General features: G+C 44.7%; 12 protein-coding genes and 1 tRNA gene. 3 read left to right on the top strand and 10 right to left on the bottom strand.

What is annotated here, in order from left to right:
* Positions 1-159 precede the first annotated feature (159 nt).
* Entirely contained in the window at positions 160-1,542 is a 1,383-nt protein-coding gene (locus U4956_RS07465; protein WP_323089908.1) for a potassium/proton antiporter, read from the bottom strand.
* Positions 1,543-1,773: 231 nt separating this feature from the next.
* On the opposite strand from U4956_RS07465, the gene U4956_RS07460 reads away from it, so the two are divergent.
* Positions 1,774-3,282 (top strand): IS110 family transposase, encoded by a 1,509-nt coding sequence (locus U4956_RS07460; RefSeq protein WP_323089906.1) that lies wholly within the window; start codon positions 1,774-1,776, stop codon positions 3,280-3,282.
* Positions 3,283-3,401: 119 nt separating this feature from the next.
* On the opposite strand, the gene U4956_RS07455 is transcribed toward U4956_RS07460, so the two are convergent.
* The 4 genes from U4956_RS07455 to U4956_RS07440 all read right to left on the bottom strand — a co-directional run bounded on the left by U4956_RS07455 (position 3,402) and on the right by U4956_RS07440 (position 8,063).
* The gene (locus U4956_RS07455; RefSeq protein WP_323089905.1) at positions 3,402-3,764 is read right to left on the bottom strand and encodes a cation:proton antiporter; all 363 of its coding nucleotides are present in this window, start codon (positions 3,762-3,764) and stop codon (positions 3,402-3,404) included.
* Between the two features lie 415 nt (positions 3,765-4,179).
* Positions 4,180-4,263: transfer RNA gene (locus U4956_RS07450), tRNA-Leu, on the bottom strand.
* A gap of 322 nt (positions 4,264-4,585) precedes the next feature.
* The gene (locus U4956_RS07445) at positions 4,586-5,911 is read right to left on the bottom strand and encodes an ATP-binding protein (RefSeq protein WP_323089903.1); all 1,326 of its coding nucleotides are present in this window, start codon (positions 5,909-5,911) and stop codon (positions 4,586-4,588) included.
* A gap of 913 nt (positions 5,912-6,824) precedes the next feature.
* Complete coding sequence (locus U4956_RS07440; RefSeq protein WP_323089902.1) at positions 6,825-8,063, bottom strand: phosphoribosylglycinamide synthetase C domain-containing protein; 1,239 nt, start codon at positions 8,061-8,063, stop codon at positions 6,825-6,827.
* 399 nt (positions 8,064-8,462) lie between these two features.
* On the opposite strand from U4956_RS07440, the gene U4956_RS07435 reads away from it, so the two are divergent.
* Entirely contained in the window at positions 8,463-9,905 is a 1,443-nt protein-coding gene (locus tag U4956_RS07435; protein WP_323089901.1) for a polysaccharide deacetylase family protein, read from the top strand.
* A 342-nt stretch (positions 9,906-10,247) separates the two neighbouring features.
* Here the strand turns inward: U4956_RS07435 and U4956_RS07430 are convergent, their stop codons facing one another.
* The 4 genes from U4956_RS07430 to hprK all read right to left on the bottom strand — a co-directional run bounded on the left by U4956_RS07430 (position 10,248) and on the right by hprK (position 15,280).
* The gene (locus tag U4956_RS07430; protein WP_323089900.1) at positions 10,248-11,162 is read right to left on the bottom strand and encodes an NAD(P)/FAD-dependent oxidoreductase; all 915 of its coding nucleotides are present in this window, start codon (positions 11,160-11,162) and stop codon (positions 10,248-10,250) included.
* Positions 11,138-12,355, bottom strand: a complete 1,218-nt coding sequence (locus U4956_RS07425; RefSeq protein WP_323089899.1) for an HAD family hydrolase — start codon at positions 12,353-12,355, stop codon at positions 11,138-11,140. The genes U4956_RS07430 and U4956_RS07425 overlap by 25 nt, the downstream gene beginning before the upstream one ends.
* A gap of 58 nt (positions 12,356-12,413) precedes the next feature.
* On the bottom strand, positions 12,414-13,712 hold the full coding sequence (gene iscB, locus U4956_RS07420) for an RNA-guided endonuclease IscB (protein WP_323089898.1): 1,299 nt from the start codon (positions 13,710-13,712) through the stop codon (positions 12,414-12,416).
* 629 nt (positions 13,713-14,341) lie between these two features.
* A complete protein-coding gene (hprK, locus tag U4956_RS07415; RefSeq protein WP_323089896.1) occupies positions 14,342-15,280 on the bottom strand; it encodes an HPr(Ser) kinase/phosphatase in 939 nt (312 codons plus the stop codon).
* 105 nt (positions 15,281-15,385) lie between these two features.
* Here hprK and U4956_RS07410 point away from each other — a divergent pair, with 105 nt between their 5' ends.
* Entirely contained in the window at positions 15,386-15,817 is a 432-nt protein-coding gene (locus U4956_RS07410; protein ID WP_323089895.1) for a hypothetical protein, read from the top strand.
* 33 nt (positions 15,818-15,850) lie between these two features.
* Here the strand turns inward: U4956_RS07410 and uvrA are convergent, their stop codons facing one another.
* Positions 15,851-18,751 carry an excinuclease ABC subunit UvrA gene (gene uvrA / locus U4956_RS07405; protein WP_323089894.1) on the bottom strand — a complete coding sequence of 967 codons (2,901 nt, stop codon included), beginning with the start codon at positions 18,749-18,751 and terminating at the stop codon, positions 15,851-15,853.
* Between the last annotated feature and the right edge of the window lie 32 nt (positions 18,752-18,783).

The following is an 18,783-nucleotide window of genomic DNA, read 5'->3' as shown; positions in this document are numbered from 1 at the left end:
AGGGGCGGCCATCGGTTTCTTCTTTGCCTAGCCAGACCCGCTCTTTTTGGCCTTTTTCATTTTTACTTTTTTCTTCTTTGCCATACTTCCCCTTCCTGTTGACGAAATATTTTCAATCCTGTCAGAACGATATCAGATTTCTGTTCTGCTTTCATCATCTCAGTCAACCTTCTCTTGCTTTGGAGCCTTTTGGGCGTTGTAAATCACAAGTAAGTCGTTTTGGTGAATTCGGGTATTGCCATCTGGAATCAGGCTTTCATTATCACGGATGATCATAGAGATGAGCTGGGTTTCTGGAAGATTCAGCTCCTGGAGGCTTTTGCCAGTCCAGTCATGGCTGGCTTCAATTTCAACTTCTTCAAGATCTTCGCTGCCATCCGTCCAGAATGGACTGCCAGAAAGAATCAGGGAATCCCCAGGCAGAATTTGTGTATCGCCTTTGCAGATAATCTTCTGTCCATCTCTTTCCAGCATTAAAGCCAGTGTATCTTCCGGCAGATGAAGATCCTTGATCGTCTTGCAGGCCCAGTCTGACTTTTCAGAGATAAACATGCGCATCATCGATAAACGGCTCTTTTTTACGTAGTCATTAAAGGTTCGAGAGACATCTTCATTTTCATCCAGCATATTCAGCTTTTCAGCCATCCATGGCAATACCCCACCTTGAACACTCGTCGATAAAAGCGTTACGACAAAAACGATCTGGAACAGATTCTGATCGAGGTGGACACCCGCCGCCACAGCCATAATCGCAAATACACATGAAGCTGCCCCACGCAGTCCCGCAAAGCTGACCAGCAGACATTTTTGAAGGCTGGCTTTAAAAGGGAGCAAGATCAAAAAAACCGCAATAGGTCTTGCTGCCAGAAGCAGGATCAGCATGATGGCCAGCGAAGATCCAATCGTATTTGAAATCTGCGACGGAAAAGAGAGCAGCCCCAATAAAAAGAAAATGACAATCTGAGCCAGCGTGGATAATGAGTCAAAAAAGCCTATCGATTTTCGTTTAAAGGGGATATCCGAATTTCCAAGCAGGATGCCAAACAGATAGACCGCTAAGTAAGCATTCCCGCCCAGAAGCGAACAAAGCCCATAGCAGGCCAGGACCATAGATAAAATGTAAATAGCCGCAAGGTCTGAATTCACCAGCTTGGCTGCTTTCATCAACAAACGACACAGATAAAAGAAAACAACACCACAGCCAATGCCAAAAGAAAGCTGCTGGAAAACTTCAAGGACCAGATGGCCGGCATTTCCACTTTGCATCAGTCGAATCCCGATCAGCGTTAACATATAGGACACAGGATCATTGGATCCGCTCTCCATTTCCAGTAATGGTGCCGTATGGTCCTTTAAATTCAAATGACGGCTTCTCAGAATCGAAAAGACACTGGCCGCATCGGTTGATCCTAAAACAGCACTGATCAGAAAACTGGAGACGAAATCCATTTTCAAAAAGACGCCATGGCCTTCGGCCACATGCCGCAATGAAAATGGGTGAATCGAACTCAATAAAGGACTCAGTTCATAAGATATATCCATTACAATTAATCTGTAAGAGGAGTTAATAAGTGCGTTTTATCTTTTGTGGATTTCATATTCATGATCAAGGCAGTCAAAAAGACTGCACAATCAGAAGCGCCAGAGAACATGCCAGAAGTCCTTAGAGGCTGTAAAGTAGATTTCATCGTCTTACTAATTAATGTTTGATAGTTGTTGCGTTCGCAACGCTTCTGATAGCTCCTTCTTATATTAAATTGGAGGAGATTAACTATGAGAAGAGCCAAATCTTCGACAAAAACACATAGGCCAGTAACTGTTTCTCAGAAACCTGTCCTTACCCATGCTTGTGGCATCGATGTTCACAGCAAGTTTCTTGTCGCTTGCGCAAAAATAGTCAATGCGGATGGGACAATAACGAAATACGAAAAATCCTTCCCAATCTTTAACGAGGATCTTGAACAGTTCAAAGATTGGTTAATTGACCTGGATTGTACCAATGTATGCATGGAATCGACAAGTGTATACTGGCACCCGGTCTTTAACGCTCTTGAACGAGCCATGCAAGAAGTAAGTGTGTGCAATCCTAAATGGCTGTCCCTGGTAAAGAATGAGAAGGATGATAGAAAAGATGCAGAACGAATCTGTGACCTCTATAGAAATGGAATGACCCGAAACAGTTATATTCCAGAACAAAATATCAGGAATCTGCGAGAAATGAGCCGAATGAGGAAGAATTATGTCCAGAATCGGACCGCTGAACACAACGTACTTCTAGCCTGCTTCGCCTCACACGGTTTAAAACTCGATACAGTTTTCTCTGATATCAGAGGCAGTTCTGCGACAAAGATTACCAATCTGATTATATCAAATGAAGACTGCACAGATGATCAGATTATGGCTTGCGTACACAGAAAATGTAAGTCTTCAAGGGAAGATATTCTCAAGGCTTGCCGGGGGATAAAACTAGATGATTGGGCAAAGAAGAAGATTGTAACGCTTCTGGATAATATCAAGCGACTGGATCAAATGATTCTAGATTTAGATCAGACGATGCAGAACTTAATCAACAGTGAGTTCAGATCATATTTTGATCTGCTTTTAACTGTGCCTGGAATTAGTCGGGTAAGCGCTCGAACGATTCTGGCTGAGATTGGAGTAGACATGAGCCATTTCCAGACTGCATCTCAGTTCGCTAAATGGGCTGGTTTGGCTCCAGGAAGCAATGAATCTGCTGGCAAAGTGTTTTCAAAACACGTAACCAAAGGTGGAGCTAATCTAAAACCAACACTTATTCAAGTGGCCTGGGCAGCGGTCAAATCGAAGAAGGTTCCTTATTACAAGATTAAGTTTGAAAGCCTGAAGCAGCGGATGACACCAAAACAAGCAATAGTCGCCATAGCCCGAAAGATTTTAGTATCGATTTATCACATGTTTAAAAAGAAAGCTATCTGGCATCCCACAGACTGCAACAAGGAATTCATTCCAAATAATGTATCGCAATCCAAAGAAGCTCGAAAGCTTAGAACCAACGTTCAATCCCTGCTGGCAATGGGAATGGATCGCGAAGAACTTCTTGAAACGGTCAATACCAGTGCTGATCTCTACGAAAAGAATCTTAAAGAAGAAGCAGTATTTGACCATTTTACTGGAGAAGTCTTAGTAACGGATCCCCCTACCATCAAGAAAGCTAAAACTACAAAGAGTCTTCACATTTCCGAAAAGAATGTCAAATCAGGGAGCAGTGAACTAATCAAATACGACATAATACCCGCTAGTTAATTGAAACTAACGGGGGAAAGGGGGTACTACACCTTTTTAAAAATTTAAAGAATTAATCATAAATCAATGTGTAGCAAGACCAGCCCCTCAGGCCCCCCTGCACATATGTGATTTCGACTTTAGGGTACTGGCAAGGGGGCCTGAGGGGCTGAATTTTCAAAGTAGAGATGAATCAGAAACGTACTGATAGCTGTTGTAATCAAAACTCCAAATGTAGAAAGTAAAACAGCCTGAACCGCTGAAGATTTAGCCATTTTCCAGTTCAGGTTAAAGCCACCGTAAAACATGATAAAGACAAGTGCCCCTGAGCAGATCTGCTCGCAGAGCGCATAGTTTTCAAAAGGAATTTTCAAAAAACCGTCTGATCCGAAGATCATTCCAATCAACATGAAAAGCAATAAAGCCGGCAGACCAAGTCGGGCTGAAATTTTTTCCGCAAACACCGCCAGCAGAATCACGATTGCTGCCAAAAGATAAACCATTGCATCCTCCCTTCCAACAGAATTGAGTTTTTCTTCAATTCCAGTTATTTTTTGTATCGTATCAGGGAGCCGGATATTTATGAGCAAGGATGCCTGTTTCAATCACCATTCCTGTTCTTTCGTTATCCCTCCAATAGAACTCTCACATTTATACGAACAGGCAATGTCTCAGACCATGTAAATCCGAGAAAGAGAAGGAACACCGGACAATCCTGGTGTTCCGTTTCATTGATTTTTATATTTATCCTAAGATGAGGCCAAAAGTAACTCTACATCTACCACTTGAAAGAAAGTGACTTTTTAAGATCATCGATCTTGAGTATTGCGGGAATTTCTATCTTCATATCTGTTCCTAAGTAAATATGATTTTGAAATACAAAAAGCCCGAGACCAATGATCTCGGGTTATTTTCAAATGGTGCGGTTGATGCGATTCGAACGCACACGGGTCGCCCCACTGCCGCCTGAAGACAGCGTGTCTGCCATTTCACCACAACCGCATGTTTTTTACTGCTTGATCATTCTAACATTTCACATGGGTTGACGCAAGTTCAAATTTTCTTCTTTATTTGTGAAATATTTAACATTTTATTTTCACCAATGCAATTGAGTACGACAATGTTTAGGTGTCAGACGTAAAGCATATTGAGCTGCCATAAATTACTTTAAATAAAAAGATATTATTTATAGCGCTTCCTCAGTCAGGCAGTGGATCCCCTTCAAGGCACCCGCATCCGAATTCAGAAAAGAGAGGTGGTCGACAATTTTTTGTGCTTAATGCAGAGTAGATCAAATGGTAATAAGCTCACTTCTGCAACAAACCTAATGGTACGGTTCAAGCATCCAATCAAGGACATGAACAGAAGAGATTCCTTCATAGGAATCATCAAAACCAGGTTCAAGAGAAAGAATAACTTTTGGATAATTATCTTTAATTTTTTGCAGCGCCGCAATTTCCCGCTCTCGAACTTTTTCATCAAGCATCGACTCAGTAACCTGGAAGTATATTTTTTCATCTGCTTTTACCGCAACAAAATCAACTTCTGCAGTCCCTATTTTCCCTACAGAAACATCATAGCCTCGTCTTAACAGCTCAAAATAAACGATATTTTCCAGAATATGTCCTCTATCACGATCACGAAAACCAAGGAGATAATTCCTGAGTCCCGGATCAACGATGTAGTACTTCCCTAAAGTCCTCAGATATTCTTTTCCCCGAATATCAAATCGTTTAATTTCGTAAAAAAAGTAAGCTTCGATCAGTGCATTAACATAGTTCTGAACAGTAATAACGCTTGGTTTAGATCGCTTTCCTTTTTTTTCGACTAAACCTTCATCTGCCAGAGTATTTCCAATGGAAGACAGCGAAATGCGGCTTCCCAGATTATCCGCTAAAAACAGAATAATCTTGCGTAACAGCGCAGGATCAGTTACTCTCGTTTGGTTTTTCAATGTTTCTCGTTCCAGAATATCCCGCACGACTACAGTTGAATAAATTCCGTCTAATAAAATCATAGCGCGTTCCTGATTCAGTCCAGTTTCAGCGAGTCCTGGCATACCACCATATCTAAGATAGATATTAAACAGTTCTCTAATCTCATAGGGATTTCCATCCTGGTCAGAAACCAGCTTGCGCTTTTCCCCGAACGCACCGGTACTCTCTCGTAAATGAAAGCCATAAAAATCAATGAATTCCCTGAAAGAAAGAGGCAGCATTTTAATTTCAACGCAACGACCCGAAAGATAGGTTGAGTACTCAGATGAAAGCATATAGGCGTTTGATCCAGTCACATAAATGTCACAATCAAGATCTACGCGAAAAGCATTCACCACATCTTCCCATCTGGTAACATGCTGAACTTCATCAAAAAACAGATACATTCTCTTGTTTGGAATTGATCTGGCTTTGACATAGTTGTAGAAACCAGCAGCATCCATATTATGGAAATCAAAGGATTCAAAGTTCATTTCTATGATCTGATCATCTTTTATTCCAGAGTCTTTCAAATGCTGAACCATTAATTTGAGGAGGCTTGATTTTCCGCATCTTCTAATCCCTGTTACAACTTTAACCGGTTCGGTGTCCTGAAAACCTTTCAGTTTAGCGAGATATAAGTCTCTGCTTTTTAATTTTCTCTTGTGGTCCATATTCCTCCCTTCTGCCGCCTATCCGTTAAAGCAGTTACAGCGGTCATTGTTTTTAAAGGAACAGATCATTTATCTTCTTTTCTTCATTTAAGCAATCCAGTATTCAATTATAAAGTTTTTTCATTTGAATAAACAAACTTTATTTTTTATGATCTTTTTTTACTTAAATGAATAAACTTTTGACCATTTTGATTCTATTCACTTGATTAAAGAAAGCCAAATCCGCATACGCCTATGTTAGGGTATATAGAAATTAGTCAACGTTTTTATCAAAAAAGCATCAAGCACTTTTTTAATTTTTGCATTCGTGGATGTAAGGACAAAATTTTGGTTATTCAACTTTTTTACTGACTGCCACTTTTGCTTTTGTTCCTGTTTATGGTCTCTTGTCTTCAGAAAGCACGCCACAAATTTCACTCGATCGATCCATTTCTGCTTGATCCGGTCAACTTATTCAATTCGCCCTCAACGTTCTGAACCAATCAAAAAGTTCAATCCCTGTAAAGATGCAATTTGAACACTACTTTTTTTAGGAGCAACCAGCCCGCTTGCTTCAAAAGAAAAAAATTCATTTTAAATAAAGGATATTTTTCGTAGACATTTCATAGTATACGATAGTTGAGTCTTCCTGTCCGTAGTGTTCGTCGTACTCAGGCTGGGGATTGTAAAAGAAATCCGTGCTTTTCTGAATGGATCCAACGGACCATTGTATCGATCCGGCCAGTGCAAAAAGCCATTCTCCCTCATCTAGATTCCAGTTTTCTTCCTGCGCAGTCGCCATCCATCCTGAAAATCAAAAAGACAGGCGGGCTGGCCTGCTCACCTGTCTATTGAACGCTTATTCTTGATTGTTCGTTTCCGGGTTGAATCCGATTAACAAAAAAGGATTTGCGAAAGGTTTTGAAAATTTCAATTACTTTCCGGGCAGAAAAGATCCGATATCCGTGCGGTAGAACAGATCGCCGCAATGAATATGTTGGGCGGACGCTGCTGCATTTGCAGCGGCTTCTTCAATTGTTTTTCCGGTTCCGGTCACAATCAGAACCCGGCCGCCATTCGTTTCCAGGCCCTCTTCACCCTGCTTGGTATGATTGAGGTAAAGATCCCCTTCAAAGTCTTCGTCGATTTCTATTAGATGGCCTTTAGAAGGACTCTGTGGATAGTCATTGCCGGCCATAACAACCGCAACCCATGCATTCTCCGACCATTTCAGTTCTGGAGTCTGGAAATCTTTTAACGCCTGCCATGCCTCTAACAGATCCGACTCCAGTAATGGGAACACTGCACAAGCTCCCGTTTCGGAAAGGCCGGCCTTCATATTGACGCATACAGGGTGGTCATTGTTCATTACAAATTCCCCGGACAGAATCCCCGAGTAATTAAATCCACGTTTGCGCATTTCTTTTAAGAAAGGAACCAGAACTGTCTCCACTGCAGCGGGAGCAATGTTCTCTGCCAGTCCACTCTTTGGATAGCAGATGGTGCCCATTCCCTTGGCCTGCGGATCATCTTCATGTTCATAAACACCGCGCACGACTGTAAAAGGAGCCAGGGGCAGAACACGGTCTTTCCAGACCATGACAGGCAGATTAAAGCGATATCCATTGACAAACTCAGAGATCATGACACTTTCGCAGCCGTCGTCAAACCATTCTTTGAGAATGTCTTCGCCCTCATCTTCGTTATAAGGAATGCCAAATCGTTTCTTGCCGTTTGTTTCTTTGAAAACCAGAGGACAACCAACCTCATGCAGGAAGTCCGTTGCATCTTTCAAATTGTCCTTTAAAACAAAATCAGCGACAGGAATGTCGTTTTCTTTCATCAGATTTGCCCAGAAGGCTTTATCGTCGATTAGAGCTGCACTTCGAGAATCGGGTGCAATCACGTTCCAGCCTCGGCTGGACAATTTTTCTTTCCAGCCATCCCGGATCAGGTATTCGTCGCAGATCAGAATCGCATCTGGATCGACCCGCATCACCGTTTCCAGAACATTGTCTGGATTGTACGGTTCTGGCATTTCCTCCATCGACTGTTCGAACTGCGCAGTCATTGGATTTCCGGGGCAGACAAGAATCTGATGGTTTCCGGTCCGCTCAAGAGCAGAGGCAAGGGCCTGCTCTTTGGCGTTCACACCAATCATGATAACTTTCATACTTTTTGCCTCTCTTGTTTGATCATAATACCATGTGAATTTACAGAATTTTTATTGTGGGAAGTGATGGAATAAAGATTAGCTCAGAATTTGGGGATCTGTGCCCTTTTTTTGTGAATTTTCTCGTTTGCTTTTTCCCACATTGTTTTCTTAATCCTGCGTTTTTTCTATACTAAACTACCACATTGGTCTATGTGTCTGCTTTGGAAACTTTTGATGAAATTTAAGGGAATATTCCGGTAAAACTGACAATCTTTGTTACAGTGATAGGGAACCGGACTTTTCTGTATCTGAACAGCCTGTCCTGATCCTCTCATTTTTTTGTTTTGATCATTCTGGCTATCTATATAAAAATGTCCGACTTACCATAGAACCATACACCGGAAAGGAGAAATTCACATGGCTGCTCAAAAGTCTGTTTCGAAGAAAAAGAAAAGAAGACGCAAGTATAGAGTCCGCTGGGGCAGACTGGCTGTTCTGATTCTGATTGTTCTGGCCATCCCAACCTCTCTGTACCTGGGTTTTCGTTACCTGTTTAACCCGCTTTCTTTAAAAAGCGATCACTACATCGTTCAATATAAAGAATCGTTTAACCCACTCGACAATGTGAAATCTGTGCTCTTTGATTCAAAAGAAAACGTTGCGTTCAACGGAACGGTTGATCCCGATACATTAGGGTCTACCCAGGTTTCCTATGAATACAAAGGAAAGAAATATCCATTTACCGTTGAGGTCAAGGACACCAAAGGGCCTGAACTCACACTCAAAGATGTCAAAACAGATACCACCGCAACAGTGACCCAGAATGATTTCATCGAGTCCATCTCAGATGCTTCTCAATATTCTTTACGGATGGATGGCAATACCGATCCAGGTCAGTCTGGCACGTATACCATCAGCATCTCGGCCCGTGATGAATTTGGCAATACAACCACAAAGACCGCCAAGCTGGAGCGCAAAGCAGATACCACACCACCAACCATTGATAACTTTGAAAAGGAAGTCACTCTTTTAGCGGGCGACTACTACAAGCCGGACAATTACAAGGTTCAGGATGATCTCGACCAGAGTCCTGGTCTGTATGTTGATTCTTCGGCTCTCAATACCATGGTTCCAGGCGTCTATACGGTCAATTACACAACGTCTGACCGTTCAGGAAACCAGAAAACCTATGCCCAGAAAGTCACGATTGAAGAAAACCCGGATCTTGGCAAAAAAATCTGTTATCTGACCTTTGACGATGGCCCTTCCGGCGTTACACAGCAGGTTCTCGATATCCTTACCCAATATGGCGTAACCGGTACATTCTTTGTCACCGCCGAAAAACCTGAACATTTCGACATGATGAAGAAGGTTGTTGACCAGGGCTCTACCATTGCTCTGCACACCTATTCGCATGACTACTCAAAACTGTACGCCAGTGATGAAGCTTACTTTGCGGATCTGCAGCAGATCAGTGACCTGGTTGAACAGCAGACCGGCGAAGTCTCTAAGGTGATCCGCTTTCCAGGTGGATCATCCAATATGATTTCAGCTGACTACAACGAAGGCATCATGTCCAGGCTTGTCGATGAAGTTGAAGAAAAAGGCTATGCCTACTTTGACTGGAATGTGGATTCCACGGATGCGTCTGGCAACGGCGTCAGCGTGGACCAGATTGTGGCCAATGCAACTTCTGGTATTGGCGTAGATAATGCGGTCATTCTGATGCATGATACCGATGCCAAAGAAACAACCGTACAGGCCCTGCCACAGATTATTCAGGCCTATAAAGATGCCGGCTATACCTTCAGACCTCTGACGACCCGCAGCACACCGGTTCATCATTCGGTCAACAACTAATCAAATTCCCGTACTGAATCTTGCCATTCTCTCATCCCCCAATTTTTGAGAGAACGCTTGGGAAAGAAGCAGGAGGGCTCCTTAGAAGTCCATCCTGCTTCTTTCCCAATTCAAATCTTCTACTCATTTTTCAATCCGACGCTAACAGTCAGGATTAAAAGCAGAAAATAGAATTATATTCGATTTAAAATAAACTCAAATTTAACAAGATGCCTGTTGGCATCTTCTTTTTTTTTTACCCACAAAAAAGAAGATATCTTCCAGAACGTTCTGGTCAAGATATCTTCTTCTATTATTGTTTTTTATTATCGCTTTTATTGTCTTTTTTAATTTTTATATTTGTTAAATTCCAGTAATCTGATGGAAAGCATCGGTCGCCGCAACAACGCCATCGGCAGCTGCCGTAACAATCTGGCGAAGATCTTTGGCTTTGCAGTCTCCAGCCGCATAAATGCCTGGAACAGCCGTTGCCATCTTATCATTGGTTACCACATAGCCTCTTTCATCAAGGATTCCTAAGTCTTTAGCAAATCCGGTTTCTGGAACGTGGCCAACAAATGGGAAGACACCCTGACATGGAATGGTGAGGTCCATATGTTCTTCAACATCTTCCAGAACAATACCGGAAACTTTACCATCCGTCAGCAAAATTTCCTTAGGAATATGATGCTTAATCACACGGATCTTATCATTGGCTGCGACTTCCTGCTGGGCTTTTTCAGAGGCACGGAATTCATTTCGACGGATCACAATAGTGACATGGGAAGCAAAGCGGGTTAAGAACTGTGCTTCCTCCAGAGCAGAATCACCGCCGCCGATCACAACAACTTCCTTGCCACGGAAGAATGCCCCATCGCAAACCGCACAGAAGCTCTCACCATGGCCAATCGCATCGGCTTCCCCTGGAATATTCAGCTGTTTTTCTTTTGCTCCAGTGGCGATCAGAACAGCTTTGGCATCAATCAGACTGCCATCTTTTAATTTCACCTGTTTATTTTTACTGATGGATTCTACTTCTCCATACATATATTCAGCACCAAATGAAACGGACTGCTGGTACATGGCCAGGGCAAGATCCGGTCCGGGTACAGATGGGACTCCTGGATAGTTGTCTACCATATAGGTTTTAAGCAGTTTGCCGCCAGGGGCAGAAGCATCAATCATTAATGTTTTCAGTCCTGCCCGAGAGGCATACAGAGCGGCTGCCATGCCTGCTGGGCCAGCGCCGATAATTACCAAATCGACTTGTCGATCCATAAATTTTCCTCCTTGAGTATGTTTTCCAGCTGTCTGAGATCACGAATGATTCGACAGCTTTGTTGCTGTTGTAAAGCACGAAACTGCGTTTCATCTAGAGTATACCCCGTCGAAAAGAAAGCCGCGTTTCGCGCCGCCTGAATATCCGTTCCATTATCGCCCACATAAACCACCGCATCGAGCGGATAGCCCATGGCCCTGGCTGCATAGATCAGGCCATCAGGTTTTGGCTTGCAGGCCGGCTGGTCTTCTTTGGCAAATACCGCTTCGATATAGGGGCCAAGATGGCAGGCTTCAATGCCCATCAGCACAGGCTTACGTCTTTTGTTGGAAACGATGCCGATCGTATAGCCTTTGTTTTTCAGCTCCCGCAGCAGCTCTTGGGCATGGGGCATTTCCTGGACCATTTCATCATGCAAAGCCAGATTGATATCCTGATACAGGTCAATAACGGCCGGGACTTCCTCTTCTGGAAAATAGCGCAGAAAGGATTCTTCAAGCGTTGGACCAAAGAAGGAATACAATTCCTGCTGGCTGAGGGGATAACCTGGTTTGAGCTTGCGAAAAACCCGCCGGAAGGTTTCGAAGACCAGCGGCTGGGAGTCGATGAGCGTTCCATCCAGATCAAACAGCAGCAGCGGTTTTTCTTTACGGGGAAACGGCCATCCCAGAAAAGACAGGCCCATGAAAACGGCCGCAACAAACAGCCAGGCCCATTTTTGCGGATCCTCGATCCAGAGACCCGCCAGACAAAGAGCCATTGCGAAGGTATACATCTGTCCAAAGCGATGATAGAAACGCAGGGCGAAAACCTGGCGCATGAAGATAAAGCCGCCAAGCAAAAGCAGCTGCGCAAGAATTGAAAGCGGGTTATTCGTCTGGAAGGACAGCAAAACCGCAGTGCCGACCGGCAGCCAGAAGCCCAATCCATCCAGAAACCGTCCGCGATGATAGGGCGAGGGCAAAACAAATCCCGTCAGGCTCACCCCCAGAAGGAAAGCCAGACAAGGATCGGATAAAAGCAGGGTGCAAAGCAAAATCAGAATGCTGCCAACAAGCAGCACAATCGTTTGCTCAGCTTTATTCATCCCCCAGCGGCTGAATGTGCTGGAAATGCCCAGATCATAAATCAGCAAAGCGGCCAGCCAGATCAAGAATCGAACCAGCCCGCTTGAACCCAGTAAAAAGGTCATCTAATGCGGCAAGGAAACCCCATAGCTTGCTGTGGGGAGGAATTGCCGCCTACACCTCCTATTCAATGTTTACAATATTGTTTTGTCGCTTATCAATAAGCCATCCATTCGATGACTCAAGTCTTTTTAATTTCTTCCAGGATACAGAAGCAGATACCGTAGTTCCGTCAAGCATCCTGATATCGAATCTTCCTGACATTCTTTTTCCAAAGATAAAGCATTCCGTTTTCTGGTATCTGATCTTATCGAACAGCTGAAAGCCCATAATGACCTTTGCGGACTGATTCAGTTTTCTGATGCCGCCTTTAGAAGGATTGAATTTATGGATCTGCCGGTTATGACATCTCACTTTCCTGCTAAAAAAGACGGTTTGAGCAGGTCTTGCTTCTGGATAGCCTGCAATGCATCTCGCATCAACATAGTGTTCTTTGGGAAGACCGTGCCCAAGACGTTCTGCTCTGGTCAGATACCCGAATGTTTCTTCTACAGGAATGGGGTGAAATTCTGTCTGTGCTCTTTCCAGCAGAGTCTTTCGCATGATCCCCATAAAAGCCGCATCCGCAAATGAAGGCGGCTCAAGAATCTTATCTGGAAGTTTGATATTCCCTTTATGGTATTCCTGATGGCAGTGTTTACAGAGCGTAACCAGATTTTCCGGACGGTCGCTGCCGCCATCTTTTCTTTGGTGGATATGATGGACCTGAAGTTCCTTGTCTTTGGATTCTCCTTTGCAGCACTGGCACGTGTATCGATCCCGGAACAGTACATAGTCTTTGACATTGAACCAGTCTTTCATTTCGCCATTCTGGTAGTCTTTGCCTTCAGGAAGTTTTTGCCCTGCAAGCTGTGCTTTCAGTTTCTGTGTATCAAAAGAGGCTGTCTCAATTACGATCTTTGAAACCGGCAGGATCTTTGTAACTTTCCGGATGACATTTAAATGGCATGTAATCTTTTGTTCCACAGAAGGCGCCAGCCATCCTTTGTGTTTTGAATGCACCCGGTGGTCAAACCTTGGCTTTCGGTATCTTGTCTTGCGGTTTCTTCTTGTTCTTCTCGCCTCTCTTCTTGCGGTCAGTTTTTTAGACACATCGGTTCTCAACTTTGCATCTTCTGCATAGAGTTCTTTCGCGTCTGTACATGCGGACAATCCAATATGTTTAGATCCTGCGTCGACGCCTAATGTGATCTGTTGAACCACATGCGTATCAGGTTCATATAAAAGCTGGATGGTAAAAGGAGTTCTCTTTACGACTTTAGCTTTCTTTGCTTTTAAGAGTCTGCGGACCTTTCCACATCGTCTGGTCGGCATCAATGGATTGCCATCAATGTCCAGAACATAGGTCAAAGCTTCCGGCATTACAGATGCCTCCTTTCTGTAAATAAACCAGCCCGAGGGCTGTAAGGTGTCCTTCGCCAATGTTGTAAATGCTTTTTACGCTCAAACTCACCGCCTGTTACCCCGAACAGGCTTTTAAAGCAGAGCCACAGAGCTTAAGACTAGAACGATATCTTAAAGGTGTGATGACATAAACAACGGAGTTCGTATCGTCCGAAGACAATATTCACCAAGGCTACTCACAGACAACAGCCGAAGCTGTCCTGTCAAGCAACAGGGGTGTATTTCAACCCCCATGGCTTGCCATGGGGTCAGTGAGCTTCGCTTCCCTCCTGAATCTTCTTCTCTGTAGTGAATCTATTGTGCTGTGATAAGTCTAATGTGTCGCGATGAGTCTATTGTATTCGATGTTCATGATCCGATTTTTATGGATCGTATTTTTAATGATGCATATTTTTCAGCTCAGATTTTTGGAATGATCCATTTTATTCTGTTTCTTCCAGAGTTGTTATTTGTTTTATCCAATATCAACTGTTTACTATCATCCCTGACGCAAATTGAAATCTTTGGCTTTGTGCCCGATCTTTCCTTTTTCTCTGCGTCTTTTCTTGGGTCTTTCGCTCAATGAAAAAGGACTAGAGGAAAGCTCTCTAATCCTGACGGTTTTTTTCAATTTCTTTTAAGACAAGCTGTTCGAATTCCTTGGCGGAATCAAAGCCATCCTGCTGCAGCAGATAGTTGGTTACGGCCGTTTCAATGACCGTGCCCATGGGACGGCCATAGGTAACAGGGATGCGCATCTTGACGATCTTAATGCCCAGGTATTCGCTGAATTCTTTTTCTTCCAGACCGATACGGTCATATTCGGCATCCGGATCATACGGAACCAGGGACACTTCAAAACTGATGTTGGCACTGTTAGCCACCGAAGTAATTCCAAACAGACGTTTGACATCGATAATACCAACTCCGCGCAGTTCCATATACCCGGCAATGATCTGAGCCGTTTTTCCGATCAGCGAGTTGTGAATTCTGAAGACATCCACGCGATCGTCCGCAACCAGCTGATGGCCGCGTTTGACCAGATCCAGTACGATTTCACTTTTTCCCATACCGCTTGCTCCGGTAATCAGAACACCAACCCCATAAATACGGACAAGTTCAGCATGCACCAGCTGACTTGGCGCGAGCAGCTCATCGAGATAGTTGGTGACATTGACAACCAGCTGACTTGTTTTGCGATGGGTTTCGAAAACTGGAAAATCCTTGCGGTCGGCAATTTCTTTTAACACCGGAGGGCAGGGATGATTCATGCCGGTAATGAGAATACAAGGGGTATCTTCACCCGTCAGAAATTCAAAAACCCGGCGCTGGTTGATTTCATCCATTTCGTCCTGGATATAGCGGTATTCCTTACCGCCAATGACCACAATGCGCTTAGTCTGTGAGTTGGAGAAGTAACCGGCCAGTTCGAGACCAGGACGATTAATATCCGGTAATGTAATGACACGATTTAAAGCTGCCGGCGTGCCGGTCACTTGCTGGTAATTGAATTTTCGCTCCAGATCGCCGACCGTTGTTTTTGGCATACCGAATCCCCCTTCTCCTTCAAAGTTTCTCCCTCAAAGTCACTTTAGCGAAGGACTTTCTAACCGGATGAAACAAATTGTCGAAAATAAGCGGACAAAGCCTGAATGTCTATTTTCCGACATTTGACATTTGTCCCTGATCTGACACAAACGTTTTTGTTCGTGCCCTCATCTTTCTTATCTAACCACAATTCCTTGCTTATTTTAACATATGGCCTGAATTTCCTTCGCTTCTGTAGGTTAGCCAGCAAGGTTTTCGTTTCGGACTTGCAAGTGGCTTCTCTGTGGAAGATCAAAAAGAGAGGGCTGGACTTCTGGCGCTCACTTCCAGCCATTTCTGGCTTTCAAGGCTTTTTTCAAAGAACAGGTGAAGACTTTTTTCGAGCAGACTTCTTCGAAAAATCTCTTTTCGCCGCAGACAACCACTTTGGGCTATTTTTTCATCTTTTCCATCTCAATGAGTGGGCGATTTCCATCCGAAAACGCAGCCAAAAAGCCCATGAATCTCTTTATTCAAAGATGATTCATGGGCTTTAAAACCAGATTGGGCGTTTTTAAACAGCCGGATTCTTAGGCGGCTTTTGCTTCTGGCAAAGTTTCGGTATTGGAAACAGATTTTTCTTCATCGGCTGAAAGAGGGGGTAAAGCTGGCGTTTTGTGTTCAAGCAATGGACGCAGGTATTTACCGGTATAACTGTTCGGGCAGGCTGCGATTTCTTCTGGCGTACCCGTGGCTACGATGGTTCCCCCTTCGTCACCGCCTTCCGGTCCGATATCGATGATGTAATCCGCATTTTTAATCACATCCAAGTTATGTTCAATGACAATGACCGTATTACCGGTATCGACCAGACGCTGCAGAACTTCAATCAGCTTGCGTACATCTGCAGAATGCAGCCCGGTCGTCGGCTCATCCAGAACAAAGACCGTTTTTCCGGTTGGCTTTTTTTGCAGTTCGCTGGCCAGCTTAACACGCTGCGCTTCCCCACCCGAAAGGGTTGTCGCGGACTGGCCGAGCTTGATGTAGGACAGTCCGACATCACTTAACGTCTGGAGCTTGTGACGGATCTTGGAGATCTGGCTGAAAAATTCAATACCTTCTTCAACTGTCATATCCAGAACATCTGATATGGTCTTGTCTTTGAATTTTACCTGCAAAGTTTCTTCATTGTAGCGTTTGCCATGGCAGACATCACAATCAACATAAATATCGGGTAAGAAGTGCATCGAGATTTTCCGGATGCCATCCCCCTGACAGGCTTCGCAGCGCCCGCCTTTGACGTTGAAGGAGAACTGCGACTTGGTAAAGCCCAGCATTTTGGCTTCTTTGGTCTGCGCAAACAGATCCCGGATGTCATCAAAGACACCAACATACGTGGCCGGATTGGAACGCGGGGTGCGCCCGATTGGTTCCTGGGAGATTTCGATGAGCTTATCGATTTCTTCCAGACCTTCAATCTTTTTCGCCTGGCCTGGTTTGGTGCGAACCTTGCCTAAATGATGCTGAATGGTACGAGTCAGAACTTCAGTCACTAAGGAAGATTTCCCGGATCCGGAAACACCGGTCACCACAGTCAGCGTTCCCAATGGAAAGGTCGCATTGACGTGTTTCAGATTGTTCTGCGTCGCATCGATGACTTTCAATTCCTTGCCATTGCCCTGGCGGCGTGTGGCTGGAGTTGGGATGGTTTCTTTACCGGACAGGAAGCGGCCGGTGATGGAGGCATCGTTGGCCATGACTTCAGCTGGCGTTCCTTTGGCGACGACCTGCCCGCCATGAATGCCGGCACCAGGACCGATATCAACGATGTAGTCGGAGGCGCGCATGGTATCTTCATCATGTTCGACAACAATCAGCGTATTGCCAAGATCCCGCATCTGTTTGAGAGTCTCAATCAGACGATCATTGTCTCGCTGATGCAGACCAATCGATGGTTCATCCAGAACATACATGACTCCCGTTAAACGGGAACCGATCTGGGTTGCCAGACGGATTCGCTGACTTTCACCACCCGACAATGTGGAAGCCAGACGATCCAGCGTCAGGTAAGTCAGGCCGACATTCTTTAAAAACTGCAGACGGGAACGGATCTCTTTGAGAACCAGATCCGCAATTTTCGCCTGGGTGGGGGTGAGTTTCAGATGATCAATAAAGTCGATGGACTGATTGACACTCATCTGCGTCCATTCATAAATGTTCTTGCGGCCAATCCGGACGGATAAAACCTGAGGATTGAGGCGGGCTCCCTTGCAGGAGGGGCAGGTTGCTTCCGATAAGAAAGATTCATACCAGTCGCGGCTCCAGGAAGAGCCAGTTTCCAGATACCGGCGTTCGATCATGTCGGCAACCCCTTCAATGGGTTCATGGTACTGACGTTCCAGACCTTTGGTATTAAAGATCGAGAATTCGACGGGGGTCTTGGTTCCATGCAGGATGATATCGAGCTGTTTTTGGGTCAGATCTTTGATCGGAGTATCGAGGTCAATGCCGCTGGCTTTGCATAAAGCTTCCATGCGCTGCCATTCCTGGTTGAGGGTGCCGACAATATTTTTATAGTAGGCAATTCCCCCCTGGTTGATGGATAACGAGCGGTCAGGAATCAGAAGATCAAGGTCAACTTTCTGGATCGAACCAATTCCTTTACATTCCGGGCAGGCACCCATGGGCGCGTTAAAAGAGAACAGACGGGGTTCAAGTTTTGGCACTGAGAATCCGCAGATCTTGCAGGCATAGTTGGAAGAAAAGCGCAGGACTTCATCCGGAGTCTGAACTTCGACCATGCCGTCCCCGATTTCCAGTGCAGTATGGATGGAATCGTAGTAACGGGAACGGTTGTCGCGGCGGACAATCCGGTCAACAACGACTTCAACGTCATGTTTCTTATTCTTTTCCAGCGGCTCCATTTCTTCGAGCATGCGGATTTCGCCATCCACGCGTACGCGCAGATAGCCTTCCTTCATTAATTTGGCAAAGGTGTCTTTAAACGTTCCTTTTTTTCCTAAGGCAATTGGAGCCAGGATCGTCGTCCGGCTTCCTTCTGGCAGTTCCATGACCTGGTCAACCATTTCCGTAACCGTCTGACCGGTAATGGGTTCGCCATGCTCCGGGCAGTACGGAATCCCGATGCGGGCATAAAGCAGACGCAGGTAATCATAGATTTCGGTTACGGTGCCCACTGTGGAGCGCGGGTTATGAGAAGTGGTTTTCTGATCAATGGCGATGGCTGGAGAAAGCCCGTCGATCTGGTCAACATCCGGCTTTTCGGAGTTGCCTAAAAACTGTCTTGCATAAGAAGACAGCGATTCCATGTAACGGCGCTGGCCTTCGGCGTAGATCGTATCAAACGCCAGCGATGTTTTTCCGCTGCCCGAAACACCCGTCATGATGATGAGTTTATTTTTGGGGATCTCAAGCGAGATGTTTTTCAGATTATTCTCTCTGGCCCCCTGAATTTTAATTGAAGTTTCCATGTTTCCCTCCATTCATTTCTATCTTCGTTATA

The sequence above is a fragment of the Allobaculum sp. JKK-2023 genome, from assembly GCF_034745455.1.
In the GTDB taxonomy this organism is placed as follows: domain Bacteria; phylum Bacillota_I; class Bacilli_A; order Erysipelotrichales; family Erysipelotrichaceae; genus Allobaculum.
The sequence above is the reverse complement of the archived record's forward strand: the minus strand, read 5'-3'. Positions and strand labels throughout refer to the sequence as shown.